Raw genomic sequence first — 24918 nt, 5'->3', positions numbered from 1 at the left:
GTGACGCCCGCCTGGCCGCGCCTGCTGCCGGCCGCTGTGGCGCTGGCGGCGCTCATCTTCGGGCAGGATGCGCTGTCGCTCGCCCCCAACCGCCTGATGCCGGGGGTGCCTCTGCCGGCGCGCGAGGTGCTGCCCGGCTGGGCTTGGCTGTTGCTGCCCCTGCTCGCGTTGGGGACCGCGCCCTGGCGCCACGCGCCCATCGCCGCTTCCGCCGCCTTGCTGGTGCTGCTGGCCGCCCTCGGCGCCGCCGCCGCCGGGCTGCTGGAGGGCGCGGCGCCGGCGGCCCGTGCCACGCTCGGGGCCACGGCCTGGGTCGCGCTGGGCGCCACGGCCGCGCTGGTCTTCTGGCCGGGGCAACGCCGCCTGCTGGCTGCGGCGCTGCTGGCGCTGGGCCTGGGCGCGCTGGCCTGGGGCGGCGTGCTGGACGGGCTTTCCCTGGCCGTCGAGTTCCGCGCGCGGCGGGAGGCGGTGGGGGCGGCGCTTCTCACCCATCTGTGGCTGTCGCTGGCCGCGCTCGCCCTGGCGCTGGCCTTGGCGAGTGTGCTGGCGCTGGCGGGGCTGGCCTCGACACGGCTGACGGGCTTTCTCGACGCGCTACTGGGCGGTGTGCAGGTGGTGCCGGCCATCGCGCTGTTTGGCCTGCTGGTGCCTTTGCTGGCGGCGTTGCTGGGCGTCTTCCCGGGGCTGCGCGCGGCGGGCTTCGGGGCCATCGGCGCCACGCCGGCCTTGATCGGCATTGCCCTCTACCTCTCGCTGCCGCTGCTGCGCGCGCTTCGCACGGGGCTGACGGCGACCGACCCCGCCGTGCTCCAGGCCGCGACCGCGCTGGGCATGGGGCGGGGGCGGATGCTGGCCTGGGTGCGGCTGCCGCTCGGCCTGCCGCATTTCCTGGGCGGGTTGCGCGTGGCGGCGGTGCAGGCGGTGGGGCTGGTCACGCTGGGCGGGCTGGTGGGCGCGGGGGGCTTGGGGGCGCTCGTTTTCGAGGGCATGGCGCAATTCGCGACCGACCTGATCCTGCTCGGCGCCCTGCCGGTCGTGGCCCTGGCGCTGGCGGTGGATGCGGGGCTGGGCGTCCTGGAGCGGCGGGCATGATCGAATTCGACAATGTCTCGGTGCGCTTCGGCGCGGCGCATGCGGTGGAGGGCGTTTCCGTGACCATCCCGGCCGGCGCGCTGGCGGTGCTGGTGGGGCCGTCGGGCTCCGGCAAGACCACGCTGCTGCGCCTGGTGAACCGCATGGCGACCCCCAGCGCCGGCCAGGTGCGGGTGCGGGGCGAGGATGTGGCCATGGCCGACCCGGCCCGGCTGCGGCGATCCATCGGCTATGTCATGCAGTCCATGGGGCTGTTCCCGCATTGGTCGGTGGCGCGCAACATCGGCACCGTGCCGGCGCTGCTCGGCTGGGCGCCGGAGCGCATCGCGGCCCGGGTGGAGGAATTGCTGGCGCTGGTGCGGCTCGACCCCGCGCTGGCGGCGCGCCGGCCCGCGGCGCTCTCGGGCGGACAGGCGCAGCGGGTGGGGCTGGCGCGCGCGCTCGCCGCCGACCCCGACATATTGCTGATGGACGAGCCCTTCGGCGCGGTGGACCCCATCGTGCGGCGCGAACTGCGCGCGGAGCTGACGCGCATCCATGCGGCGACGGGCAAGACCATCCTGCTGGTCACGCATGACCCGATCGAGGCGCTGGAACTGGCCACCCATCTCATCGTGCTGCGCGAGGGGCGGCTGGTGGCGGCGGGCGAGGCGGCCTCGCTGGCCGCACCCCCGGCCGCGCCCTTCCTGCGCGCGCTGTTCGGGCCGGAGGCGTTGGCCCTGCGCCGCCTGTCGCTGCTGCGCGCGGGCGATGCCGCGCTGGACGGCCCCGCCCCGGACGCCGCGCCCGAGATCGCGCCCGAAGCCAGCCTCGCCGAGGCCTGGACCCTGATGCAGGAACAGGGCGCGCCCGTGCTTTCCGTGGGCGGGCGGCACTTGCCCTGGTCCGCGCTGCTGCCGCGATGAGGCCATTGCCGGCCCTGATCCTGGCCGGCTTGCTCGCGGCCCTGGCCAGCGCGCCCGGTGCCGCGCTGGTGGCGCGCGTCCTAAGGCTGGAGGGCACCCCCTTCGACACCGCCCGCCTGCTGGCGCTGGCCTCGCAGCATCTGCTGCTGGTGCTGGGCGGCGCGGGGCCGGCCATCCTGCTGGGCATCGCCGTCGGCCTCTGGGTGACGCGGCCCGAGGGCGCGGGGCGCGCCCTGCGCCCGGTGGCCGATGCGGGGGCCGCCGCCGCCCAGGCCATCCCGCCCGTGGTGGTGGTGGCGCTGGCCTTCCCGGCACTCGGCTTCGGCGCGGCGCCGACCCTGCTGGCGCTGGCGCTCTACGCCGTGATGCCCGTGCTGCGCGCGACCATCGCCGCCGTCGAGGCCACGCCGCCCGACGCGGTCCTCGCCGCCCGCGCCATGGGCATGCGCGAGGGCCAGGCGCTGTGGCGCATCGTGCTGCCGCTGGCCTGGCCCGCCATGCTGCCGGGTGTCAGGACGGCGGTGCTGCTGGCCGCCGCCACCGCCGCTGTCGGCTCGCTGGCTGGGGCCGCCACGCTCGGCACGCCCATCATCCTCGGCCTGCAGACGATGAACGAGCTGCTGATCCTGCAAGGCGCCGCGGCCACCGCCGCGCTCGCTTTCCTCTGCGACGCGGCGCTGGGCGGGCTTGCGGCGCGATTGACGGGGGGGCAAGGCGCTGCGATTCAAGCGGGAGGAGACCGAACATGACCTTGCAAGCCACCATCGAAGCCCTCTGGGACAAGCGCGACACGCTGAACAGCGGCACGCGCGGCGAGGCGCGTGACGCCATCGAGAGCGCCCTCGACATGCTGGACCGCGGCCAGGCCCGCGTCGCCGCCCCCACCGAGAATGGCTGGGTGGTGAACCAGTGGCTGAAGCAGGCGGTCCTGCTCTCCTTCCGCATCGAGGACAGCGCGCCCATGGCGACCAGCGCCGGCGCCTTCGACAAGGTGCCGCTGAAGTGGTCCGATTGGGGCCCGAACCGCTGGAAGGAAGCCGGCTTCCGCGCGGTGCCCGGCGCCGTGGCGCGGCGTTCGGCCTATATCGCGCCCAATGTGGTGCTGATGCCCTCCTTCGTGAATCTCGGTGCCTATGTGGGCGAGAACACCATGGTGGACACCTGGGCCACCGTGGGCTCCTGCGCGCAGATCGGCAAGAACGTGCACCTCTCGGGCGGTGTCGGCATCGGCGGCGTGCTGGAGCCGCTGCAGGCCAACCCCGTCATCATCGAGGATGACTGCTTCATCGGCGCGCGCTCCGAAGTGGTGGAGGGCGTCATCGTCGAGAAGGGCAGCGTGCTCTCCATGGGCGTGTTCCTCAGCGCCACCACCAAGATCATCGACCGCAACACGGGCGAGATCTTCGTGGGCCGCGTGCCCTCCTATTCCGTGGTGGTGCCCGGTTCGCTGCCCGGAAAGCCGCTGCCCGACGGTTCGCCCGGGCCCAGCCTCTACTGCGCCGTGATCGTGAAGCGGGTGGACGCGCAGACCCGCGCCAAGACCGCCATCAACGACCTGCTGCGGGATTGAGGCCCATGCCCCTCACCGACCCGATTCCCGTCGCGCAGGACCTCATCCGCTGCCCCTCCGTCACGCCCGCCGACCATGGGGCGCTGGACGTGGTGCAGCGCTTCCTGGAGTCCCTGGGCTTCCAATGCTCGCGCCTGGTGTTCGGGCCGGATGAGTGGCGGGTGGACAACCTCTTCGCCATGAAGGGGGGCGGCGCCTCGCCCCACTTCATGTATTGCGGCCACACCGACGTGGTGCCGCCCGGTGACCCGGCGCATTGGACGGACGACCCCTTCTCCGGCGTGGTGCGCGATGGCTGGCTCTATGGCCGCGGCTCCAATGACATGAAGGGCGGCGTGGCCTCCTTCCTCGCGGGGCTGAAGGACTACATCGCGGCGCATCCGGACCACCCCGGCACCATCAGCGTGCTGATCACGGGCGATGAGGAGGCGCGCAGCGTGGACGGCGTGGCGCGCGTCATGCCGTGGCTCGCGGAGCGTGACCTCGTGCCCGACATGGCGCTGGTGGGCGAGCCTTCCTCCGCGCGCAATGTGGGCGACGTGATCCGCATCGGCCGGCGCGGTTCGCTGACGGCGCGCATCACGGTGCAGGGCAAGCAGGGGCACAGCGCCATGCCGTCCCGCGCCGACAACCCGGTGCATCGCCTCATGGCCGCGCTGACGCCGCTGCTGGCCGCGCCGCTGGACCAGGGCACCGAGTTCTTCCCGCCCTCCACGCTCCAGATCACGGGCTTCGACGTGGGCAACACGGCCGCCAACGTCATTCCCGCCACCGCGCGGGCCATGCTGAACATCCGCTTCAATGATCTGCACACGCGGGCCGGGCTGATCGAGCGGCTGAACGCGGCGCTGACCGCCGCCGGCTGCCGCTACGAGATGCAGGCCGACAGCAACGCGGACCCCTTCCTGACCGAGCCCGGCCCCTTCGTGGACGCGCTGGTCCGCGCCATCCGCCGCACCACCGGCGAGGAGCCCGAGCTGAACGCGGGCGGCGGCACCTCCGACGCGCGCTTCATCCGCGCCTTCTGCCCCGTGGCGGAGTTCGGCGACATCGGCGCCACCGGCCACCAGGTGGATGAGCGCGCGGGGGTGGAGAACCTTCGCACGCTGTCGCGCGTCTACACCGCGATCCTGGAGGAGTGCCTGGCTTGAACCCCAGCAGCGCCGCGGGCCTCGCGGCCGCATTGCTCTTCGCGCGCGGCCGGCCCGAGGGGCTGGCGCTGCTGCCCAATGACCTCGCCACCGCCCGCGCCTCCTTCCGCGCGGCGCTGATCTGCCTGCCGATGTTCCTCGTGATGCGCCTGCTCTCCTGGGGCATGCGCGGGGCGCCGGAGGCGGGCATCCCCTACGCGCTGGTGGTGGAGCTGATCGGCTACACCCTCTCCTGGACGGCCTTCGCCGTGGTGTCGCTGCCGCTGGCGGCGCAGGCGGGCCGGGCCGAGCAATGGCCGCAATTCATGGCCGCCTGGAACTGGACCAATGTGGTGCAGTTCATCCTGCTGGTGGCGATGGCCGTGTTGGCCGCGCTGGGCCTGCCGGGGTGGATGGCGAACATGCTGGGGCTGGCGGCGCTGGGCTATGCCGTCTGGCTCGAATGGTTCGTGGTGCGGGTGGCGCTGAACGTCACCGGCGGCACGGCGGCGCTCTTCGTCATCACGGACCTCATCCTGGGGCTGTTCATCGGCGGCTATTCGTCGCGGCTGCTGGCGGGCTGAGGCGTCAGCTCAGCGCCTCGAAGGCATCGCCGCGCGGCGCCACGCCCTCGACATGCGCGCGGTGCCACAGCGCGTAGAAGAGCAGGTTCCAGGCGGCGGCGCCGGCGCGGCGGTCGGTGGCGCGGCGGAACAGCGCCTCGGCCCGGCCCGGCCGGCAGATTTCCGCGACGCCGGGCTGGCGCGCGACCAGGGGCGCGAGCCGCGCCGCCTCCGCCTCCAGCCAGGCGCCGATGGGCAGGCGCGGCGCCGTGCGCGGCGAGGGCGTGCCCAGCCAGCGGCGCAGCAGGTGCTTGCCCTCGCCCCCCCGCACCTTCAGCGCATCGGGCAGGCGGAAGGTGGCGGCGACGACGCCGGCATCGAGGAAGGGGGCCCGCGCCTCGATCCCGTGCCGGGCGCAGCAGCGGTCGAGCCCGGCCAGCAGCCCGTTGGTGAGCCAGTCGCCCATGTCCACCGCCTGGGCCACCTGCAACCGGCTGCGGCCGGAACCCGCCTCGGCCGTCTCGGCGGCGGCGATGCCGTCGCGCCAGGCGCGGGGCTCGATGCCCAGCGTCTCCAGCCGGTCGAAGGCGCCGCGGGCGCGCATGGCCCGTCCCCAGAGCCACCAGGGGCGCATGGCGGCGCGGTGGCGGCCATGGCCGGCCAGCAATTCGCTGGAGCCATCGGGGGCCAGCAGCGCCGGGACCTGCCCCCGCGCCGCCTCCGCCAGGAGCCAGTGCAGCACATGGGCGGGCTCGGCCGAGGGATCGTCCAGCGCCTGGGCCAGGACGGGCAGGCAGGCCCAGAAGGCGTCGCGCGTGACGGGGACGGGAATGGCGTCGCCGGGTGCCGCCTGGCCCTCCAGCACGGGTGCGAAGGCGGGCAGGGGGGGTAGCCCCAGCCGCGCCACACCCGCGACCAGCGCGGCCGCACCGGCGCCGCCGGTCAGCAGCAGGCCGGGGGTGGGGCCTTCCAGCCGGGCGGCGAGGCTGGCCAGGAAGGCGGCCTCGAAACGCGCCAGCGCCTCGGGCTCGGAGATGGCCTCGGGGCCGCCCTCGGGCAGGGGCGGCGCGCGGCGGCGTTCCACGATGGCGCCGCCCGCGATGGCGAGGCACTCGGCCGGCAGCACGCGCTGGATGCCCTCGAAGATGGTCTCGGCGCCGGTGGTGAAGCGCAGCTGCAGCAATTCGTCGCGCGCGGCGGGGCGCAGCCGGGGGGTGGCGAAGCCCGCCGCGATCAGCGCCGCGGGTTCGGAGGCGAAGGCGACCCCCAGCGAGGTCTCCGCGAAATAGAGGGGCGCGAGCCCGAAGGCGTCGCGCGCCAGCACCAGGCGCCGCATGGCGTGGTCGGCCACGGCCAGCGCATGGGCGCCGCCCAGCACAGCGCCGAAATCGAGACCCCGGCGGCGATACAGCAGCAGGGGCAACTCGGCGTCGCGCGCCTCGGGCAGGCCCTGGGCCGCGCGCAGCGCCTCGGGTGCCGCCAGCAGATGGCTCGCGACCAGCGTCGCCGCGCCGGCCGAGAGGGGTTCGGTGGGCAGGCCGCGCCCGACCAGCCCGAGGCCCGGGCCCAGCACGGGCGGGCCGGAGGCGGGGCCGCGATGGGCCAGGGCGGCCGACAGCGCCTCCAGCGGCGCCGCATCGGGCACGCGCCGCCCGCGCAGGACGAGGCCCGCGATGGCGCTCAAGCCGCGTCCCCGCGCGGCGGCATCAGCTCCAGGAAGCGGCGGGCGACGGCGTCGAGCAGAAAGCCCTCATGCAGGCGGCGCGCGGCGGCGGCACCCATGGCATCGGCGCGGGCGGGGTCGTCCAGCAGGGCGGCGAGGTGCGTGGTGACGCTGTCCTGGTCCATGCCGTCGCAGAGCAGGCCGGTGACGCCTTCCTCCACCGCATCGCCCGCGCCGCCCTCGCGGCCGGCCAGCGAGGGGCGGCCATGCCAGGCGGCCTCCAGGTAGACGATGCCGAAGCCCTCCACCGAGGCGCCCTCGCGCCGCACCGGCATGGCGAAGAGAGCGCACTCGGCCAGCAGTGCGGCTTTCTGCGCGTCATCCACACGGCCCAGGAAATGGACGTGCGGGGTGACGCGGAGTTCGGCGGCCAGGGCTTCCAGCCGGGCACGGTCCTCGCCCTCGCCCGCGATGGCGAAGGCGAGGCCCGGATGGCGCGGCAGCAGTTCGGGCAGGGCGGCGATGACCCGGTCCACGCCCTTGCGCTTCTCGAGGCGGCACACCGTGGCGATCAACGGCCCCGCGCCGACCCGCGCGCGCAGGGCGGCGCGGGCCTCGGGCGTGGGGTCGGGCTGGGGGGCGATGGGGGCGGGATGATCTCCATCCGCGCGCCGGGGGCGAGGTAGGGCGCCACCGCCGTGGCCGTGTGGCGCGAGATGGGCAGCACGACGCTCGCCTTCGCCAGCGCGGCCTGGATGCGCCGCGCGCGGCGCGGCGAGGGGTTCGGCGGCAATTCCATGCCCATGGCCGGCACCAGCACGGGGGCGCTGGTGGGGGGCAGGATCTCGGCGCTCTTCCAGCTGTCGCAGAGCACGCCGCGCAAGGCGGGGTTCGCCAGCGGCCCGCGCAGCGCCCAGGCCTTGCGCCAGCCGCGCAGCGGGTTCGGGCCGCCGAAGCGGTGCAGGGCGGTGTAGGGGTGGCCCTCAAGCTCCGCTCCGCCGCCGCGGATGCGGTGGGCGAAGACCTCGACGGGGCCTTCCGCCGCCAGCGCGCCGGCCAGCGCGTGCATCACGATGGCGATGCCCCCGATGTCCGGCGCGAAATTCTGGGTGACGACGACGAACATGGTCAGGCCACCGGCTCATGCGCCAGCAATTCGCGCGCACCCGCCAGGGCGGCCGAGACGCTCAAGCCGCGCATGGGCGCATGCCCGGCCCGGCCCGGCGCCACCACCGGGCGCGCGCGCGGCCCGATGGGCGCGTATTCACTGACCATGGAGGGGCCGAAGAGGCCGAGGGTGGGTGCGCCCGCCGCCGCCGCCAGGTGCATCAGCCCGGAATCATTGCCGACATAGAGCGCGGCGCGCGAGAGCAGCGCCGTCACCTCCGGAATGGAGAGGGTGCCGATCAAGGGCCGGGCCTCGGGCAGGGCGGCCAGCAGGGGGGCGGCCATGCGGGCCTCCTCCGCGCCCGGCCCGCCCAGGATCAGGATGGGCGCGCCGGGCAGGGGGCCGTCGGGTGCGGTCAGCCTCTGGGCCAGGGCCACGAAGCGCTCGGTGGGCCACATCTTGGGCGCCCAGGTGGCGGTGGGGCCGAGGACCAGGAAGGGGGCCGCCGGCAGCAGGGGTTCGACGCGCGCCATGTCCTCGGGGGCGAACCAGGCGACGGGCCGCGGGGCGGGGGTGATGTCCAGCACTTCCGCGATGTGCAGGATGCGATGGCCCGGCCGCCTGCCGCCCCGCTTCACCGCCCGCCGGCGGGCCGGCACCGTCCAGGCGAAGGCCGAGCCGCGGAGGTCCACCACCAGGTCCCAGCGGCGGGTCACGCATCGCGCCCAGAGGCCCAGCCAATGCAAGGCGAAGCGCCGCTTGCGCAGCACCAGCGTGGCCACGCGCCCGGGCATGCGCTCGAACACCCCGGCTGCGGCGGGGCCGCAGGCGATGGTGAAGCGGGCGTCGGGGTGGGCCAGCCGCAGATGTTCGGCGAGGCCGGTCGAGAGCACGGCGTCCCCGATGCGGCTCGAGGTGATGAACAGGATTTCCACCCGCGCGGCTTAACATGCATGGGGTTGAGGCGGGAGGCTGGGCCCCCGATATCCCGTTCATGACCATCGCATACCTGCCCGAACGGGGCGTGCTGGAGGTGACCGGCGCGGACCGCGTCGCCTTCCTGCAAGGGCTGATCTCCAACGACGTGGCGGCCGCCGACGGGCAGGCGGCCGTCTGGGCCGCGCTGCTGTCGCCGCAGGGCAAGTGGCTGGCGGATTTCCTGCTGGTCGCGGAAGGCGAGGCGCTGCTGCTGGACACCGACCGTGCCCAGGTGCCGGAGCTGGTGCAGCGCCTCTCGCGCTTCCGGCTGCGCAGCAAGGTGGCGCTGCGGGATGCGTCGGCGGAGTGGCATGTCCATGCCGCCTGGGGCGCGGCGCCGCCGGGTGCGGGGCTGGTGCGGCGCGACCCCCGCCACAAGGAGGCGGGCTGGCGCGTGCTCTCGCCCACCCCCCTGCCGGCCGACGCCACGGCCGAGGATTACGACCTCCACCGCCTGGCCCTGGGCATTCCTGATGGCGGGCGCGACATGGATTCGGAAAAGTCGGTGCTGCTGGAGGCGGGCTTCGACGAGCTGCACGGCGTCTCCTGGACCAAGGGCTGCTACATGGGCCAGGAGCTGACGGCGCGGACCAAGTATCGCGGCCTGGTGAAGCGGCGCCTGGTGCCGGTGCGCGTGGAGGGGCCCCTGCCGGCGCGCGGCACACCCGTCACGCGCGAGGGGGTCGAGCTGGGCGAGATGCGCTCCGGCCGCGACGGGCGGGGCCTCGCGCTGCTGCGGATGGAGGCGCTGCGCGGTGGCGCCCTCGATTGCGGCGCGGCCCGGCTGACCCCGGAGGTGCCGGGCTGGATGAAGCTGCCCGAAGGTGCCGCCGATGTCCCCGCCTGACGAGGACGCGCATGGCCCCGGCGTGAAGGTGCCGCCGCCGCTGATGGTGCTGGCGGGGCTGCTGCTGGCCTGGGCGCTGAACTGGCTGGCGCCGGTGATGCTGGGCCCGCCCGCGCCCGAGCTCGGCATGCCGGTGATGCTGCTGGCCTTCCTGCTGATGGGCTGGGCGCTGCTGGTGCTCGTTCGCGCCGGCAATGACCCGCGGCCCGACAGGCCCGACACCGCCTTCGTCGCGCGCGGCCCCTTCCGGCTGGGCCGCAACCCCATCTATTCGGGCTTCCTGCTGGTGGCGGCGGGCATGGCGCTGGTCTGGGGCACGCTCTGGGGGTGGCTGGCCGTGGGCGGCATCTTCCTGGCGCTGGATTTCCTGGTGGTGCGGCGCGAGGAAGCCTATCTGGAGCGCCGTTTCGGCCAGGACTACCTGGACTACAAGGCCAAGGTGCGCCGCTGGTTCTGAATTATTCGCGCCAGTGTTCGGCCACCCAGTCGGGCCGGCGCAGCGTCTTGTAGAATTTTTTGTACCAGGGCGCGGGCCAGCGCCCGTCCAGCACGTCATGCACGTCGGGCTTGCCGGTGAAGGCCACGAGGCGCGTGCCCGGCGCCAGCGGCGCCGGCCGCCACAGCCGCGCGGGCCAGGGCGGCAGTAGGGAATGCTTGAAGCTGACGCACCAGCCCTGCGGCCAGAAGGCGATGCTGTGCGCGTGGCGCGAGATGAACACCTGCTCGATGCGGTGGGCGGCGAAGACGCCGTCGAAATCCGCCTCCACCGCCGCCAGCAGATGCGCGTTGGAGCCCACACGCAGCCGGAAGCAGGAGGTGTTGCCGATCGCCTCGCTGCGCGAGGTCCAGTTGCGGATCACCACGAAATCCTGCTCCGGCGCGTGGTCGAAGAAGCCGTCCACATCGCCCGTCACCACGAGGTCGAGGTCGAGGAACAGCACCGGGCCGGTCAGGTCGCCCAGCGTCTCCCCCAGAGGGACATCTTGCGCCAGGGAAAGCGCTGGTGGTGGGCGGGGATGCGGATGGGGGGCAGGGGCTGCACCTCGATGCCGGGGTGAAGCCCCGTGGCATCCTCGGTGAAGCAGACGAAGCGCAGCGGGCGGCGCGTGTTCCGCCGCACCATGGCGTGCAGGCGGTTGGCGTATTCGGGGCCATAGAGCGTGCCCCACTTCATGCAGATGACGGTCTGCATGTTCAGGTCGCCGGCCGGGCCGCGAGCGCCAGGCCCAGCCCCATCAGGAAGATCCGCAAGGCCGCCTGGTCAATGCCCGCATAGGCGCCGGCCGTCGCCACCGGCCAGAGCGCGATCAGTGCCGAGAGGAAGAGGCCAAGCCGCAGCGGATCGCCCAGCGCGCCCCGCCCCAGCGCCCAGAGCAGCGCGAGGCAGGAGGCGGTGAACAGCGCCAGCCCCACGATGCCGCCATCCACCAGCGCCTCCAGGTAGAAATGGTGCACATGGGGCACGCACATCGCCTCGCCCCCGCCATCGCCCACGCCCCCCCAGCCGATGTGGAAGCGTGGGTCGTAGCAGCCGGTGCGAAAGGCCTCGGCGCCGGCGCCGAGCCAGGGATGCGCCTCGACCATGGCCAGCGCGCGGGCCAGGATCTGGCCGTAATGCGTCTCCGGGAAACCCGCGAGCAATTGCGGCAGGTGGACGGCGTAGCGGTAGAAGGTGATGGGGGCGAAGATGGCCGCCAGCCCCAGCATCCCGGCCACCCCCAGCACCGCCAGCAAGGCCGGCACCCGCAGCGGCCGCAGCACCAGCGCGGCGAGCGCGAGCCCGAACAGCACCATGATCAGCGGGCTGCGCTGCGAGGCCAGGATCACCGCCCCCACTGCCAGCGCCACCAGCGCCACCCCCGCGCCCCGCCCCCAGAGCCCATGGGCCGCCAGCGCCACCACCGCCGGCAGCAGCACGGGCCAGAGCGTGACGGAAAGATACCCCCCCGCCCGCGGCCGCAGGAAGGGCCCCGAGAGATAGCCCGGCAGTTCATCGCCCGAACGCACCAGCCCATGCCCGAAGGTGAATTGCAGCCAGACTTCCAGCGCGACGAAGACCACCGCCCCCGCCAGGGCCCAGAGCGCCAGGCGCTGCGCGCGCGCGCTGGCCAGCGCCCAGGTCGCGATGGCGAGCGTGGCCAAGGGAAACCGCCCCCAGGCCAGGGCCGCCAGCATCTGATCGGGGTTGGCGCCCGCCAGCGCCGTCACCAACACCAGCCAGGCCCAATAGGCGGCGGCCAGCAGGAACCAGGGGGCACGCAGGGGGGCCACATTGCGGGTGGCCAGCAGGTGAAGCACGAAACCCAGGGCCAGCCCCGCCACCACCGCCTCGGCCACCGAGCGCGAGGCGATGACCACCCAGGGGATCGCCACCCCCACCGCCATGGCCAGCACGCTGCCCGGCCCGTCGAGACGCCGCAGCCAGCTGGGCGGTGTCGTGCTGGTCTGCTCCACGCGACCTCCCTGGATTGCGGCGCGGTTATACAGGCTGGGGCCGGCGGGCCAAGGCTGGCCCCCCGGCGTGCCATTGGGTAAGCCTGGGGCATGTCCGCCCCTCGGCGCGTCGCGATGGTCCTGCCCGCCAAGGAGCGCTTCGGCCCCCGGGGCGCGGGCGGCGTGGCGCTGGTGGTGCGCGACCTGGCCCGCGCGCCGGCCCCGGGCTGGGAGGCCATGGTGCTGGGCAGCCCCATGCAGGACGCGCCCTTCGAGTTCTGCCGCTTCGAGGGGCTGTTGCCGGGCCCGCTGGCTTTTCTCGGCCGCAACCGCGCCCATGCCCGTGCGGCCGCGCGCTGGCTCAGCGCCCACCCGGCCGATGTGGTGGAGGCGCACAATCGCGCGCCGCTGGCCCTGCACCTGGCTGAGGCGCTGCCCTGCCCGGTGGTGCTGGTGCTGCACAACGCGGCCTCGGGCATGGGCGGGTTGCGGCGGCCGGAGGAACGCGCCGCGCTGCTGCGCCAGGTGCGGGCCGTGGCCTGCGTCTCGGACTTCCTGCGGCGGGATTTCCTGGAGGGGCTGCCCCCGGCGCTGGCGCCCCGCGTCCATGTGCTGCCTAACCCGCATGATCCTGCCGCCTTCCCTGCGCTGCGCGGCCCACGCGAGCGGCTGATCCTCTTCGTGGGGCGGCTCAATGCCGAGAAGGGTGCGGACAGCTTCGTGGCCGCCTGCGCCCGCGCCCTGCCGCGCCTGCCGGGCTGGCGGGCCGAGATGGTGGGGGATGCCTGGTTCGGCGGCCGGGCGGACACGCCCTTCGTCACCGCGCTGCGCGCCCAGGCGGCCGCGGCCGGGGTGGAGATGCTGGGGTATCTCGACCACGCGGCCACCCTCGCCCGGATGGGGCGCGCCGCCATCATCGTCATGCCCAACCGCTGGGCGGAGCCCTTTGGCCGCGTGGCGCAGGAGGCGCTGGGGGCGGGGGCGGCGCTGGTCGCCTCGCGCCGGGGCGGGCTGCCGGAGGCGGCGGGCGAGGCCGCGCTCTATGCGGACCCCGATGACCCCGGCGCCATCGCCGAGGCCATCCATCACCTCGCCACCCATCCGGAGGAACGCGCCCGCCGCGCGGAGATGGGGCGCGCGCATCTGGAGGGGTTCCTGCTGCCCGCCATCGCGCGGCGATGGGCGGCGCTGCGCGAGGGGCTGCTGGCGGGCTGAGGGCTACAGCACCGGCGGCTTGGCGGCCTCCGGGTCCACGGCGCGGACCACATGCTCGTCCATGTCGGGGCGGTAGCGGTTCCACATCAGGCGCAGCGCGGGCAGGGCGGCGTCGGCCAGGTCCACGCGCAGGTCCACATAGGGAAAGCGCTGCTCATGCACGACGAGCAGGCAGGCGGAGAGCAGGGGCCGTCCCTCGCCGCCCGCCTCCTCGCCCGCTTCCAGCGCGCGCATCAGGCGTTCGGCCAATGGTTCGCCGGGGTCCGCGGCGAAGGCGGTGGCCATGGCGGTGGGCACGTCGGTGTTGGCCATGATGTTGCCGAGTGCCACGCAGCCCGACGCATGCACGGCCGCGCGGGCGTGCTTCACCGCCTCGCCGTCGAAATGCGCGGTGCGGCCGGCGCGGTCCATGATCGCGATCTGCCGCCAGCGGTGATGGGGTGTGCTGGCGACCAGCGCGGCCAGGGCCTCCTCCGCCGAGCAGCCGCTGCGCAGCAAATCAAGGCCGCGCGGACCCAGGCGCGGGTCGGTGCGGTGCTGGGTCAGCACGGCGCCGAGCCCCGCTTCCGCGAAGGGCACCCGGGCGCCCACGCCCATGGCCGAGGTGGTGACGGCGCAGCCGAACTGCCCCGTGCGGGCGCAATGGCCGATGAGGGAGAAGGTCATGTCCGATGGTGCGGGCGGCCCGGCGGCGTTGGCAAGCCGGCCCCGCCCGCCGTGAAGCGCCCCACCAGCCGGTGCCGCCCGCCCGGATGCCAGAGCCGCGCGAAAGTGACCGGAATTTCGCCATTCCAGGTGCGGCGTTCCACGACCAGCGCGGGCTCGCCCGGCGGCATGCCGAGGAAGCGGGCGATGCGCGCGGGCGTGCTTGTGGCGAGGATGCTGTGCTCGGCCTCGGTCCAGGCGATGTGGTCCAGCAGCCAGCGGCCGGGCGGGGTCTCGGTGAAGCGCTCGGCCGCCGCCTCGGGGGCGGCCTGGAGATGGATGCGCCGTTCCTCCAGCTGCACGGGGCGGCCATCGGCCAGGTGGCGGGTGGTCAGCGCCAGGATGGGCGCGCCCTCGGCCACGGTCAGCGCCGCGGCGTCGGCGGCGGTGGCGGGGCGCGTCGCGCGGTGCAGGATGTCATGGCTGTGGACGCCCCCCGCGGCCGCGATCTCGGCGCCGATGTCCCAGATCTCGAAGACGGCGCGGCCGCGTGCTTCGGGGCTTGCGATGGTGCCGGCGCGGCGGTTGCGGCGGACCAGCCCCTCGGCGGCGAGCTGGGCCAGCGCCCGATGCACCGTCATGCGCGAGGCGCCGAACAGCGTCATCAGCTCCGCCTCGGAGGGGATGCGCCCGCCGGGCGGGATGCGGCCGGACAGAATGGCCTGGGCCACCGCGCGCCGGATTTGCGCGTGCAGCGGGCCTTCGCCATCCAGCGGGAAGTCGGTCATGCGGCCAGGATGCGGCCCAGCACCGCGGAGACGCGCGCCTCGGCTGCCGCGCGCAGGGGGTGGCGCCCATCCTCCACCACGCGTCGCCCGCGTACCCAGACTTCGCGGATGGGCGAGGTGCGGGTGGCGAAGACCAGCGCATCCAGCCAGCGGTCGCCCTCGCGCGCGGCGAGCGCGGGGTGCGCGGGGTCGAGCAGCACAAGGTCCGCCCAGGCGCCGGGGGTGATGCCGGCGGGGCCGGCGGCCAGGGCCTGGGTGCCGCCCGCCAGCGCGGCATCCCACAACGCGCGGCCGGTGGAGGCCTCGCGCGGGGCCAGCGCGTTGCGGGTGCGCAGCGCGAGGCGCTGCCCGTATTCCAGCGTGCGGAGTTCCTCCGCCGCGCCGATCAGCACATTGCTGTCCGTGCCCACGCCGTAGCGGCCCCCCGCCGCGCGATAGCTGGGCGCGGGGAAGATGCCATCGCCCAGATTGGCCTCGGTGACGGGGCAGAGGCCCACCACCGCGCCCGCTTGTGCCACGGCCGCGAGTTCCGCCTCGGTGCCATGGGTGGCATGGATCAGGCACCAGCGCGCATCGAGGCCCACCTGGTCCAGCAGGGCCTGGATGGGGGGTGCGCCCAGGATGGCGCGGCACGTCTCGACCTCGCGCAGCTGTTCGGCGGCGTGGATGTGCAGGGGTTCGCCGGGCGCCAGCATGGCGACCACGTCGCGGATTTCCGCGAAGGTGGCGGCGCGCAGGGAGTGGGGTGCGGCGCCCAGGACGGCCCCCGGCAAGGGGGCGATGGCGGCGCGGCTGGCTTCCAGCAGGCGGGCGAAGCCGTCGCGGTCGTTCAGGAAGCGGCGCTGGGCGGGCAGGGGGGCGCCGCCGCCGGCCTCGCCATGGGCATAGAAGCTGGGCAGCAGGGTGAGGTGGATGCCGGTGGCGTCGGCCGCGCCGGCGATGCGCGCGGCCATCTCCGCGGGGTTGGCGTAGGGGCGGCCCTCGGCGTCATGGTGCAGGTAGTGGAACTCGCCCACACGGGTGAAGCCCGTCTCCAGCATCTCGGCATAGGCCAGGGTGGCCAGGGCCTCGACATCCTCTGGTGTAAGCTGGCCCAGGAAGCGGTACATCAGCTCGCGCCAGGTCCAGAAGCTGTCCTCGTTGGCGCCGGCCTGTTCCGTGAGGCCCGCCATGCCACGCTGGAAGGCATGGGAATGCAGGTTGGGCAGGCCGGGCAGGGCGATGGCGTGCTGGTATTCGCCGCCGGTTGCGTCAGGCTCCACGCTGGAGATGCGGCCCGTGGCATCGAGCGTGACCAGCACCTCGCGGCGCCAGCCTTCGGGCAGCAGGGCATGGGCGAAAAGCAGCTTGCGCATCGGCCATCTCCGAAGCAGATTATGTCTATACATTATCGCACAGGCCGCAGGATAGCGGCACGTCCACCCACCGCAAGGAAACCAACGTAAGGATTGGCGCATGGCGGGCATCCCGACCGATCTGCTGTTCGAGGGCGCGCGGCTGGCCACCATGGCGGGCGCGGGCCTCGGCGTGGTCGAGGATGGCGTGCTGGCGGTGCGCGACGGGCGCATCGCCTATGCCGGCCCACGCGAGGGCGCGCCGCGCTTCGACGCGGCCGAGCGGGTGGAGTGCGACGGCCGCTGGATCACGCCCGGCCTCGTGGATTGCCACACGCACCTCGTCTTCGCGGGTGACCGCTCAGAGGAATTCGCGCGTCGCCTGGCCGGCGAGAGCTATGCCGAGATCGCGCGCTCGGGCGGCGGCATCGCCTCCACCGTGCGCGCCACCCGCGCGGCGGATGAGGCGGCGCTGCTGGCCGCCGCCCTGCCGCGGCTGGATGCGCTGCTGGCCGAGGGCGTCACCACCGTCGAGGTGAAGTCCGGCTACGGGCTCGACGAGGAGACCGAGCGGCGACAGTTGCGCGTGGCGCGTGCCCTGGCGGGGCAGCGGGCGGTGACGGTGCGCGCCACCTATCTCGGCGCCCATGCCGTGCCGCCGGATGGCACGCGTGCGGGCTATCTCGACCTGGTGTGCGACCGCATGATCCCCGCCCTGGCGGCCGAGGGTCTGGCGGACGCGGTGGATGTCTTCCAGGAGGGCATCGCCTTCACGGGCGCCGAATGCGCCCGCGTCTTCACCGCGGCGCGCATGGCGGGCCTGCCGGTGAAATCCCATGCGGAACAGTTGAGCGACACGGGCGGTGCCGCGCTGGCCGCGCGCTTCGGCGCGCTCTCGGCCGACCACCTGGAATATTGCTCCAATGCCGGGGCCGCGGCCATGGCGCAGGCGGGCACGGTGGCCGTGATCCTGCCCGGCGCCTTCCTCATGCTGAACGAGGCGCGCAAGCCGCCCATCGCCGCCTTCCGTGCGGAAGGTGTCGCGATGGCGGTGGCGACGGACCTGAACCCGGGTTCCTCGCCCATCGCCTCGCTGCGCGTTTCGGCGACACTCGCCTGCGTGCTGTTCGGCATGACGGTGGAGGAGGTGTGGCGCGGCATGACGCTGCACGCCGCGCGCGCGCTGGGGATGCAGGCGGAGGCGGGCAGCCTGGAGGTGGGCAAGCGCGCCGACCTGGCGCTGTGGTCGGTGGAGAACCTGGCGCAGGTCGTGGCGCAGATCGGGCCCTCGCCGCTTTGGGCGCGCTATCACGGAGGGGTGCGGGCATGACGCTGGTTCCGGGCGCGGTCACGCTGGCGCAATGGCGCGCCGTGCTGGAGGGGGCGGCCACGCCGCTCGACGAAGGCGCGCGGGCGGCGGTGGAGCGCAGCGCGGCCGCGGTGGCCGGCGTCATCGCGCGGGGCGAGACGGCCTATGGCGTGAACACGGGCTTCGGCAAGCTGGCCTCCGTACGCATCGGCGATGCGGATCTGGCCGCGCTGCAGCGCAACCTGATTCTGTCGCACGCCTGCGGCGTGGGGGCGCCGCTGCCGGCACCCGTGGTGCGGCTGATCATGGCGATGAAGGCCGCGAGCCTGGCGCGCGGCGCCTCGGGCGTGCGGTGGGAGGTGGTGGCGCAGATCGAGGCCATGCGCGCGCGCGACGTGCTGCCGCTGATCCCGGCCAAGGGGTCGGTCGGCGCCTCGGGCGATTTGGCGCCGCTGGCGCACATGACGGCGGCGATGCTGGGCGAAGGCGCGGTTCTGCCGAATGTCCCGGCGACGCGGGCGCTGGCGGGCGCGGGGCTTTCGCCCGTCGCCCTCGGGCCCAAGGAGGGGCTGGCGCTGATCAATGGCACGCAGGTGTCCACGGCGCTGGCGCTGGCGGGGCTCTTCGCCGCGCATCGGGTGTTCCAGGCGGCGCTGGTTTCAGGCGCGCTGACGGTGGACGCGCTGCGCGGCTCCGACACGCCCTTCGACCCGCGCATCCATGCGCTGCGCGGCCATGCGGGCCAGCGCGACGTGGCCCACGCGCTGCGCGGGCTGCTGGCGGGCAGCGCCATCCGCGAAAGCCACCGCGAGGGCGATGACCGCGTGCAGGACCCGTATTCGCTGCGCTGCCAGCCGCAGGTGATGGGCGCGGGGCTGGACCTGCTGCGCTTCGCCGCGCGCACCCTGGCGGTGGAGGCCAATGCCGTCACCGACAACCCGCTGGTCATGGAGGATGGGTCCATCCTCTCCGGCGGGAATTTCCATGCGGAACCGGTGGCCTTCGCCGCCGACCAGATCGCCCTGGTGCTCGCCGAGATCGGCAACCTGGCCGAACGCCGCATCGCCCTGCTGGTGGACCCGGTGATGTCCGGCCTGCCCGCCTTCCTGGCACGCGATGCGGGGCTGAATTCGGGGCTGATGATCGCGCAGGTGACGGCGGCCGCGCTCGCTTCCGAGAACAAGCAGCGCGCGGCGCCGGCCTCGGTGGACAGCATCCCGACCTCGGCCAACCAGGAAGACCATGTGTCCATGGCCACCCACGCGGCCTGGCGCCTGCTGGAGATGGCGGAGAACGCGGCGGCCATCATCGGCATCGAGGCGCTGGCGGCGGCCGAGGCGCTGGAGCATCGGCGCCCGCTGACCAGCTCCGTGCCGCTGGAAGCCGCCCATGCCGCCATCCGCGCGCGCATCGCGCCGCTGCTGGCGGACCGTTTCCTGGCGCCGGACATCGCCGCCGCCACATCCCTGGTGCGGGACGGCGCGCTCGCCGCCGCCACCGCCCACCCCCTGCCCGAGCTGGACACCGACGCATGAGCCGCATGGCCAACAGCCGCATCATCACCGCACCCCACGGCCCCGAGCTGACCTGCAAGAGCTGGGCGGCCGAGGCGGCCATGCGGATGCTGATGAACAACCTGGACGCCGCCGTGGCCGAACGCCCGCAGGAGCTGGTGGTCTATGGCGGCATCGGCCGCGCGGCGCGGGATTGGGAGAGCTATGACCGGATCGTGCAGAGCCTGACGCGCCTTGAGCCGGACGAGACGCTGCTGGTGCAGTCCGGCAAGCCCGTCGGCATCTTCCGGACCACCGAGGATGGGCCGCGCGCGCTGATCGCCAACTCCAACCTGGTGCCGCATTGGGCCACCTGGGAGAAGTTCCACGAGCTCGATCGCGCCGGCCTCATGATGTACGGCCAGATGACGGCCGGTTCCTGGATCTACATCGGCAGCCAGGGCATCGTGCAGGGCACCTACGAGACCTTCGCGGAAGTGGGCCGGCAGCATTACGGGGGTTCGCTGGCGGGCCGCTGGGTGCTGACGGGGGGGCTGGGCGGCATGGGTGGCGCGCAGCCCCTGGCCGCCACCATGGCGGGGGCCTCGATGCTGGCCGTGGAATGCCAGCCCTCGCGCATCGAGATGCGGCTGCGCACGCGCTACCTCGACACCCAGGCGGCGACGCTGGAGGAGGCGCTTTCCATCATCGAGGCTGCGCGCGTCGAGGGCCGCGCCGTCTCGGTGGGGCTGCTGGGCAATGCGGCGGAGGTCTTTCCCGAAATCCTGCGCCGCGGCATCCGGCCCGATGTGGTGACGGACCAGACCAGCGCGCATGACCCGCTGAACGGCTACCTCCCCGCCGGCTGGACGCTGGCCGAGTGGGAGGAACGACGGGAGCGTGACCCGGACGGTGTCGTGGCCGCCGCCAAGCGCTCCATGGCCGCGCATGTCGAGGCCATGCTGGGCTTCCACCGCCTGGGCATTCCCACGCTCGACTACGGCAACAACATCCGCCAGATGGCGCAAGAGGCGGGGGTGGCGGACGCCTTCGACTTCCCGGGCTTCGTGCCCGCCTATATCCGCCCGCTCTTCTGCCGCGGCATCGGGCCCTTCCGCTGGGCCGCACTGTCGGGCGACCCGGAGGACATTGCGCGCACCGACGCCAAGGTGCGCGAACTGATGCCTGATGACGCCAACCTCCACCGCTGGCTGGACATGGCGGGCAAGCGCATCGCCTTCCAGGGCCTGCCCGCGCGCATCTGCTGGGTGGGGCTTGGGGACCGGCATCGCCTCGGCCTCGCCTTCAACGAGATGGTGGCGAAGGGCGAACTCAAGGCCCCCATCGTCATCGGGCGCGACCACCTGGACAGTGGTTCCGTCGCGTCCCCCAACCGCGAGACGGAGGCGATGCGCGACGGTTCCGACGCCATCTCCGACTGGCCGCTGCTGAATGCGTTGCTGAACACCGCCTCCGGCGCCTCCTGGGTGTCGCTGCATCATGGGGGCGGGGTGGGCATGGGTTTCTCGCAGCATGCGGGCATGGTCATCGTGGCCGATGGCACCGAAGCCGCGGCGAAACGCCTGGCGCGCGTGCTGTGGAACGACCCCGGCACGGGCGTCATGCGCCACGCCGATGCTGGCTATGAATTGGCCATCGAGCACGCCCGCCGCACAGGCTTGAAGCTGCCGTCGCTCGGAATCGGCACATGAGGCCGCGGCGCCGCTTTACAGGCTGACAGCGCAACCGCAGCATCGCCGCGCAGGGAGAGACCCGCATGGACCAAGCCGCCACCACCACCGACCCCGAGGTTCAGGCCTTCGCCGAGGATGGCGCCATCCTCCTGCGCGGCGCCTTCGCCGACTGGGTGGAACCGCTCCGCGCCGGCATCGAGACGCTGATGGCCCATCCCGGCCCCTATGAGCGCAGCTACACGCCCAAGGATGGCAGCGCGCGCTTCTTCCAGGATTTGTGCAACTGGCAGCGCATCCCGGAATTCCGCGCCTTCGTGGAGCAGGGACCCGGGGCGGCCATCGCGCGCCGACTCATGGGCAGCCAGGGTGCGCGCTTCTTCCACGACCATGTGCTGGTGAAGGAGCCGGGGACGAGCCTCGTCACCCCCTGGCACCAGGATTCGCCCTATTACTGCGTGGAGGCGGAGCAGAGCGTCAGCTTCTGGATTCCCCTCGACCCCGTGGGCCGCGACGTGACGCTGGAATGCGTGGCCGGCAGCCATCTCTGGACCAAGGCGCTCAAGCCCAAGCGCTTCGACGGCACCGACCTCTACGAGGGCGATGACCGCGAGGACATGCCCGACATCGACGCCGAGCGCGAGAAGCACCGCATCCTGGGCTGGGAGATGCAGCCGGGTGACGCGGTGGCCTTCCACTACCGCACGATGCATGGCGCACCGGCCAACACCTCGCCGCAGCGGCGGCGGCGCGTCTTCTCCGCGCGCTGGGTGGGCGATGACGCGGTGTTCCGCGACCGTGGCGGCCGAGGCTCTCCCCCCATGCGGCATCTGCGCCTGGCGGATGGCGCGCCCCTCGAAGGGCCGGACTTCCCCCGCTTCACCTGACACCACCCACAAGAACACAAGAGGCAGAGACGAAGATGCAAAGACGCACCATCATCGGTTCGGCCGCGGCCGCGACCGCCGCGACCTTGGCCACCCCCGCCCTCAGCCAGGGCCGGATCGAGTGGCGCATGGTCACCATCTGGCCGCGCAACCTGCCGGGCCCCGGCGTGGCCGCGCAGCGCTGCGCCGACCGCATCGGCCAGATGTCGGGCGGGCGGCTGACGGTGCGCCTCTTCGCCGCGGGCGAGGTGGTGCCCCCCGCCGGCGCCTTCGACGCGGTGGCGGCCGGCACGGCCGATCTCTACCACGGCGTGCCCTCCTTCTGGATTTCCAAGTCCCCCGGCATCGGCTTCTTCGGCAGCTTCCCCTACGGCATGACGGCCTATGAGCGGCAGGGCTGGATGATGCATGGCGGCGGCCAGGCCATGTATGACGAGATGTATGCCCGCTTCGGCGTGAAGGGCTTCATCGTGGGCGACAGCGGCCCGCAATGGATGGGCTTCTTCCGCCGCGAGTTGAACAGCCTCGAGGATTTCCGCGGCCTGCGCTACCGCACGGCCGGCCTGGGTGGCGAGATGTTCCGCCGCGCCGGCGCCTCGGTCGTGTCGCTGCCGGCCGGGCAGATCTTCGCCGCCCTGCAATCGGGCACGATTGACGCCGCCGAATTCGTCGGCCCCTTCTCGGACCTGCCGCTCGGCCTGCACCAGGTGGCCAAGAACTACTACTACCCGGGTGTGCAGGAGCCGTCCTCCGCCGAGGAGATCGGCATCAACATGGCGCGCTGGAACGCCCTGCCGGATGACCTGAAGGCCGTGGTGCGCTTCTGCGCCCTCTCCCTGCACGAGGAGACGACCAGCGAATACGACGTGCGCCACCCCATCGCGCTGAACGAGCTGGTGACGCGCCATGGCGTGCAGGTGAAGGAAGTGCCGCGCGACATGCTGATCGCCTTCGGCAACATCGCGGGCGAAATCCTGGCCGAGTTGCGCGCCCACCAGGACCCGCTGGTGAAGCGCATCGCCGACAGCTACGCGGAGTTCCGCAACCGCAGCCAAGCCTACATGCTGCAATCCTACGCGGGGAACTTCAACTCGCGCGCCCTGCCCATTCGCTGGGGCTGAGCGGCTTGCGCCTCCTGCTGCGTGCCGCCGACGCGCATGACGCCCTGAGCCGCTTCCTGGCCCAGGGCGTCAAGTGGTTGGCGCTGGGGGTGGTGCTGGTGCAGTTCATCGTCGTGGTGCTGCGCTACGCCTATGGCTCCTCCTTCGTCTGGATGCAGGAGAGCGTGATCTACATCCATGCCACGCTGTTCATGCTGGTCATGGGCTACACCTGGATGGTGGACCAGCATGTGCGGGTGGACGTCTTCTACGCCGGCTGGTCCGTGCGGCGGCAGGCGGCGGTGGACCTCGCCTGCGTGATCGTCGCCGCACTTCCCTTCTGCGCGCTGGTGGTCTGGGCCTCCTGGGACTACGCGGCGCGATCCTGGATGCAGAATGAGGGGCCCATGGCGCTGGGGGGCGTGCCTTTCGTGCCCGCGCTGAAATCGCTCATCCCGGCCATGGGGATATTGCTGGGCTTGCAGGCCGTCTCCATCGGCATCCGCTGCGTGGCGGTGCTGACGGGCGCGGCCACGACCCACTTCCCGCAGCGCCAAAGGCAGGGCGAGGCATGAGCACCGCCGCCATCGGGCAGGTGCTGGACCTGCTCATGTTCGCCTCGCTCTGCGGGCTGATCCTCACCGGCATTCCCGTCGTCTTCCTGCTGGTGGGCTGCGCCATCGTCTTCGGCACGGCGGGCATCCTGCTCGGCGTCTTCGACACCTTCCTGCTCGCGGCGCTGGCGCAGCGCATCTTCGGCACCATGACGGGGGAGACGCTGGTCGCGATCCCGCTGTTCGTCTTCATGGGCATCATGCTCGAACGCTCCCGCATCGCGGAGGAGCTGCTGGAGGCCATGGGGCGCCTCTTCGGCACGGTGCGCGGAGGCCTGGCCATCAGCGTCTCGGTGGTGGGCGCGCTGCTGGCGGCCTCCACGGGCATCGTGGGGGCCACCGTCGTCACCATGGGGCTGATCGCGCTGCCGGCCATGCTGCGACGCGGCTATGACAAGCGCTTCGCCTGCGGCACGGTCTGCGCGGCGGGGACGCTGGGGCAGATCATCCCGCCCTCCACCGTCATGGTCATCCTGGGCGAGGTCATCTCGGCCGCCTACCAGCAGGCGCAATTGGCCCAGGGGCTGTTCTCGGTGCAGACGGTCTCGGTGGGGCAGCTCTTTGCCGGCGCCATGATCCCCGGGCTGATGCTGGTGGGGCTCTACATCCTCTACCAATTGCTGCTCTGCCTGTGGCGGCCCGAAATGGGCCCGGCCATGGCGCCCGAGGAGGCCGGGCGCGTCACCACCGGCCAGCTGCTGCGCGCGCTGCTGCCACCCATCATTCTGGTGGTGGCCGTGCTGGGCTCCATCCTGGGCGGGGTGGCGACGCCGACCGAGGCCGCCTCGGTGGGCGCCATCGGCGCCACGCTGCTGGCGGGGTTGCGCCACAAGGGGCCGCGCGGCTGGCTGATCTGGCTGGCGGGGCTGGCGGCCGTAGGGCTCGTGCTTCTGGGCGTCTTCTTCGACATGCGGCTGGGCCGTGCCGCACCCCCGCTGTCCGACCGCATCGCCATCGGCGTGGCGGGCGTGCTGGTGGTCATCCTGGCCGCGGGCATCGCGCTCGCGCTGTGGCGCACCTTCCGGGGCGGGGTGCTGTCCGCCGTGTCGCATTCCACCATGACCATCACGGCCATGATCTTCGCGACCCTGATCGGCGCCACGCTCTTCTCGCTGGTGTTCCGGGGCCTGGGTGGCGACGAGACGGTGAAGGAGTTGCTCTCCCTCATTCCCGGCGGCGCGCATGGCGCGCTGGTCGCGGTGATGGTCCTGATCTTCCTGATGGGCTTCTTCCTCGACTTCGTGGAGATCACCATCATCGTGGTCCCCATCGTGGGCCCGGTGCTGCTGGCCATGGGCATCGACCCCATCTGGCTCGCGGTACTGATCGCGCTGAACCTGCAGACCAGCTTCCTCACGCCACCCTTCGGCTTCTCGCTGTTCTACCTGGGCGGGGTGGTGCCGGCGGGGGTGGGCACGGGGGATATCTACCGTGGCGTCATCCCCTATGTGCTGTTGCAGTTGCTGGCCATCGCGTTTGTCATGGTCTTTCCGGCGCTGGCCACCTGGTTGCCGGCGCAACTCTTCTGAAGCGGCGCGTCGTTTCAGAAGCAG

Annotated in this window: 26 protein-coding genes; 16 read left to right on the top strand and 10 right to left on the bottom strand. The window is 73.1% G+C overall.

Features of this window, described 5'->3' with window-relative positions; all coding sequences use genetic code 11:
• Genes ICW72_RS04905 through ICW72_RS04880 form a run of 6 tightly spaced genes read left to right on the top strand, consistent with a single transcriptional unit; the run spans position 1 to position 5281 of the window.
• Entirely contained in the window at positions 1 to 1092 is a 1092-nt protein-coding gene (locus ICW72_RS04905; RefSeq protein WP_223880830.1) for an ABC transporter permease, read from the top strand.
• Positions 1089 to 1997 (top strand): ATP-binding cassette domain-containing protein, encoded by a 909-nt coding sequence (locus tag ICW72_RS04900; RefSeq protein ID WP_191085202.1) that lies wholly within the window; start codon positions 1089 to 1091, stop codon positions 1995 to 1997. The genes ICW72_RS04905 and ICW72_RS04900 overlap by 4 nt, the downstream gene beginning before the upstream one ends.
• Entirely contained in the window at positions 1994 to 2746 is a 753-nt protein-coding gene (locus ICW72_RS04895) for an ABC transporter permease (RefSeq protein ID WP_191085201.1), read from the top strand. The genes ICW72_RS04900 and ICW72_RS04895 overlap by 4 nt, the downstream gene beginning before the upstream one ends.
• A complete protein-coding gene (dapD, locus tag ICW72_RS04890) occupies positions 2743 to 3567 on the top strand; it encodes a 2,3,4,5-tetrahydropyridine-2,6-dicarboxylate N-succinyltransferase (protein WP_191085200.1) in 825 nt (274 codons plus the stop codon). The genes ICW72_RS04895 and dapD overlap by 4 nt, the downstream gene beginning before the upstream one ends.
• 5 nt (positions 3568 to 3572) lie before the next feature.
• Positions 3573 to 4718, top strand: coding sequence for a succinyl-diaminopimelate desuccinylase (gene dapE, locus ICW72_RS04885; protein WP_191085199.1), 1146 nt, complete (start codon positions 3573 to 3575; stop codon positions 4716 to 4718).
• Positions 4715 to 5281, top strand: a complete 567-nt coding sequence (locus ICW72_RS04880) for a hypothetical protein (protein ID WP_191085198.1) — start codon at positions 4715 to 4717, stop codon at positions 5279 to 5281. Before dapE ends, ICW72_RS04880 begins: the two co-directional genes overlap by 4 nt.
• 4 nt (positions 5282 to 5285) lie before the next feature.
• Here the strand turns inward: ICW72_RS04880 and ICW72_RS04875 are convergent, their stop codons facing one another.
• Genes ICW72_RS04875 through ICW72_RS04860 form a run of 4 tightly spaced genes read right to left on the bottom strand, consistent with a single transcriptional unit; the run spans position 5286 to position 8966 of the window.
• Entirely contained in the window at positions 5286 to 6944 is a 1659-nt protein-coding gene (locus ICW72_RS04875; RefSeq protein WP_191085197.1) for an asparagine synthetase B family protein, read from the bottom strand.
• Positions 6941 to 7525, bottom strand: a complete 585-nt coding sequence (locus ICW72_RS04870; protein WP_332309003.1) for a glycosyltransferase — start codon at positions 7523 to 7525, stop codon at positions 6941 to 6943. Before ICW72_RS04870 ends, ICW72_RS04875 begins: the two co-directional genes overlap by 4 nt.
• Complete coding sequence (locus tag ICW72_RS04865) at positions 7495 to 8049, bottom strand: hypothetical protein (protein ID WP_191085195.1); 555 nt, start codon at positions 8047 to 8049, stop codon at positions 7495 to 7497. The genes ICW72_RS04870 and ICW72_RS04865 overlap by 31 nt, the downstream gene beginning before the upstream one ends.
• 2 nt (positions 8050 to 8051) lie before the next feature.
• On the bottom strand, positions 8052 to 8966 hold the full coding sequence (locus ICW72_RS04860) for a glycosyltransferase family 9 protein (RefSeq protein ID WP_191085194.1): 915 nt from the start codon (positions 8964 to 8966) through the stop codon (positions 8052 to 8054).
• Between the two features lie 59 nt (positions 8967 to 9025).
• On the opposite strand from ICW72_RS04860, the gene ygfZ reads away from it, so the two are divergent.
• Positions 9026 to 9856, top strand: coding sequence for a CAF17-like 4Fe-4S cluster assembly/insertion protein YgfZ (ygfZ, locus tag ICW72_RS04855; protein WP_191085193.1), 831 nt, complete (start codon positions 9026 to 9028; stop codon positions 9854 to 9856).
• On the top strand, positions 9843 to 10313 hold the full coding sequence (locus ICW72_RS04850) for a methyltransferase family protein (protein ID WP_191085192.1): 471 nt from the start codon (positions 9843 to 9845) through the stop codon (positions 10311 to 10313). Before ygfZ ends, ICW72_RS04850 begins: the two co-directional genes overlap by 14 nt.
• 1 nt (position 10314) lies before the next feature.
• Here the strand turns inward: ICW72_RS04850 and ICW72_RS04845 are convergent, their stop codons facing one another.
• Genes ICW72_RS04845 through ICW72_RS04840 form a run of 3 tightly spaced genes read right to left on the bottom strand, consistent with a single transcriptional unit; the run spans position 10315 to position 12310 of the window.
• A complete protein-coding gene (locus ICW72_RS04845) occupies positions 10315 to 10797 on the bottom strand; it encodes a hypothetical protein (RefSeq protein ID WP_223880829.1) in 483 nt (160 codons plus the stop codon).
• Between the two features lie 8 nt (positions 10798 to 10805).
• Positions 10806 to 11048 carry a hypothetical protein gene (locus ICW72_RS20540; RefSeq protein WP_223880828.1) on the bottom strand — a complete coding sequence of 81 codons (243 nt, stop codon included), beginning with the start codon at positions 11046 to 11048 and terminating at the stop codon, positions 10806 to 10808.
• A gap of 2 nt (positions 11049 to 11050) precedes the next feature.
• Positions 11051 to 12310, bottom strand: coding sequence for an O-antigen ligase family protein (locus ICW72_RS04840; RefSeq protein ID WP_191085191.1), 1260 nt, complete (start codon positions 12308 to 12310; stop codon positions 11051 to 11053).
• Between the two features lie 90 nt (positions 12311 to 12400).
• Between ICW72_RS04840 and ICW72_RS04835 the strand changes: the two genes are divergently transcribed.
• Positions 12401 to 13504 (top strand): glycosyltransferase family 4 protein, encoded by a 1104-nt coding sequence (locus tag ICW72_RS04835; protein ID WP_191085190.1) that lies wholly within the window; start codon positions 12401 to 12403, stop codon positions 13502 to 13504.
• A gap of 3 nt (positions 13505 to 13507) precedes the next feature.
• Here the strand turns inward: ICW72_RS04835 and ICW72_RS04830 are convergent, their stop codons facing one another.
• The 3 genes from ICW72_RS04830 to ICW72_RS04820 are packed head-to-tail and all read right to left on the bottom strand — an operon-like array spanning position 13508 to position 16292.
• Positions 13508 to 14170, bottom strand: coding sequence for a DUF1028 domain-containing protein (locus ICW72_RS04830; protein WP_191085189.1), 663 nt, complete (start codon positions 14168 to 14170; stop codon positions 13508 to 13510).
• Positions 14167 to 14937, bottom strand: coding sequence for a UTRA domain-containing protein (locus ICW72_RS04825; RefSeq protein ID WP_191085188.1), 771 nt, complete (start codon positions 14935 to 14937; stop codon positions 14167 to 14169). The genes ICW72_RS04830 and ICW72_RS04825 overlap by 4 nt, the downstream gene beginning before the upstream one ends.
• On the bottom strand, positions 14934 to 16292 hold the full coding sequence (locus tag ICW72_RS04820; RefSeq protein ID WP_191085187.1) for a formimidoylglutamate deiminase: 1359 nt from the start codon (positions 16290 to 16292) through the stop codon (positions 14934 to 14936). The genes ICW72_RS04825 and ICW72_RS04820 overlap by 4 nt, the downstream gene beginning before the upstream one ends.
• A gap of 100 nt (positions 16293 to 16392) precedes the next feature.
• Between ICW72_RS04820 and hutI the strand changes: the two genes are divergently transcribed.
• The 7 genes from hutI (at position 16393) to ICW72_RS04785 (ending at position 24894) form a co-directional block, all read left to right on the top strand.
• Positions 16393 to 17601 (top strand): imidazolonepropionase, encoded by a 1209-nt coding sequence (hutI, locus tag ICW72_RS04815; RefSeq protein WP_191085186.1) that lies wholly within the window; start codon positions 16393 to 16395, stop codon positions 17599 to 17601.
• The gene (gene hutH / locus ICW72_RS04810; protein ID WP_191085185.1) at positions 17598 to 19115 is read left to right on the top strand and encodes a histidine ammonia-lyase; all 1518 of its coding nucleotides are present in this window, start codon (positions 17598 to 17600) and stop codon (positions 19113 to 19115) included. Before hutI ends, hutH begins: the two co-directional genes overlap by 4 nt.
• Entirely contained in the window at positions 19112 to 20785 is a 1674-nt protein-coding gene (hutU, locus tag ICW72_RS04805) for a urocanate hydratase (RefSeq protein ID WP_191085184.1), read from the top strand. The genes hutH and hutU overlap by 4 nt, the downstream gene beginning before the upstream one ends.
• Before the next feature lie 65 nt (positions 20786 to 20850).
• The gene (locus ICW72_RS04800; RefSeq protein ID WP_191085183.1) at positions 20851 to 21651 is read left to right on the top strand and encodes a phytanoyl-CoA dioxygenase family protein; all 801 of its coding nucleotides are present in this window, start codon (positions 20851 to 20853) and stop codon (positions 21649 to 21651) included.
• 35 nt (positions 21652 to 21686) lie between these two features.
• The gene (locus ICW72_RS04795; RefSeq protein ID WP_191085182.1) at positions 21687 to 22772 is read left to right on the top strand and encodes a TRAP transporter substrate-binding protein; all 1086 of its coding nucleotides are present in this window, start codon (positions 21687 to 21689) and stop codon (positions 22770 to 22772) included.
• Between the two features lie 5 nt (positions 22773 to 22777).
• On the top strand, positions 22778 to 23326 hold the full coding sequence (locus ICW72_RS04790) for a TRAP transporter small permease subunit (RefSeq protein WP_191085181.1): 549 nt from the start codon (positions 22778 to 22780) through the stop codon (positions 23324 to 23326).
• Complete coding sequence (locus tag ICW72_RS04785) at positions 23323 to 24894, top strand: TRAP transporter large permease (protein ID WP_191085180.1); 1572 nt, start codon at positions 23323 to 23325, stop codon at positions 24892 to 24894. The genes ICW72_RS04790 and ICW72_RS04785 overlap by 4 nt, the downstream gene beginning before the upstream one ends.
• Positions 24895 to 24918 lie beyond the last annotated feature (24 nt).

It is taken from the genome of Roseococcus microcysteis (genome assembly GCF_014764365.1).
In the GTDB taxonomy this organism is placed as follows: domain Bacteria; phylum Pseudomonadota; class Alphaproteobacteria; order Acetobacterales; family Acetobacteraceae; genus Roseococcus; species Roseococcus microcysteis.
Note: the sequence above shows the minus strand (reverse complement) of the source record. Positions and strands in the feature narration are given on the sequence as shown.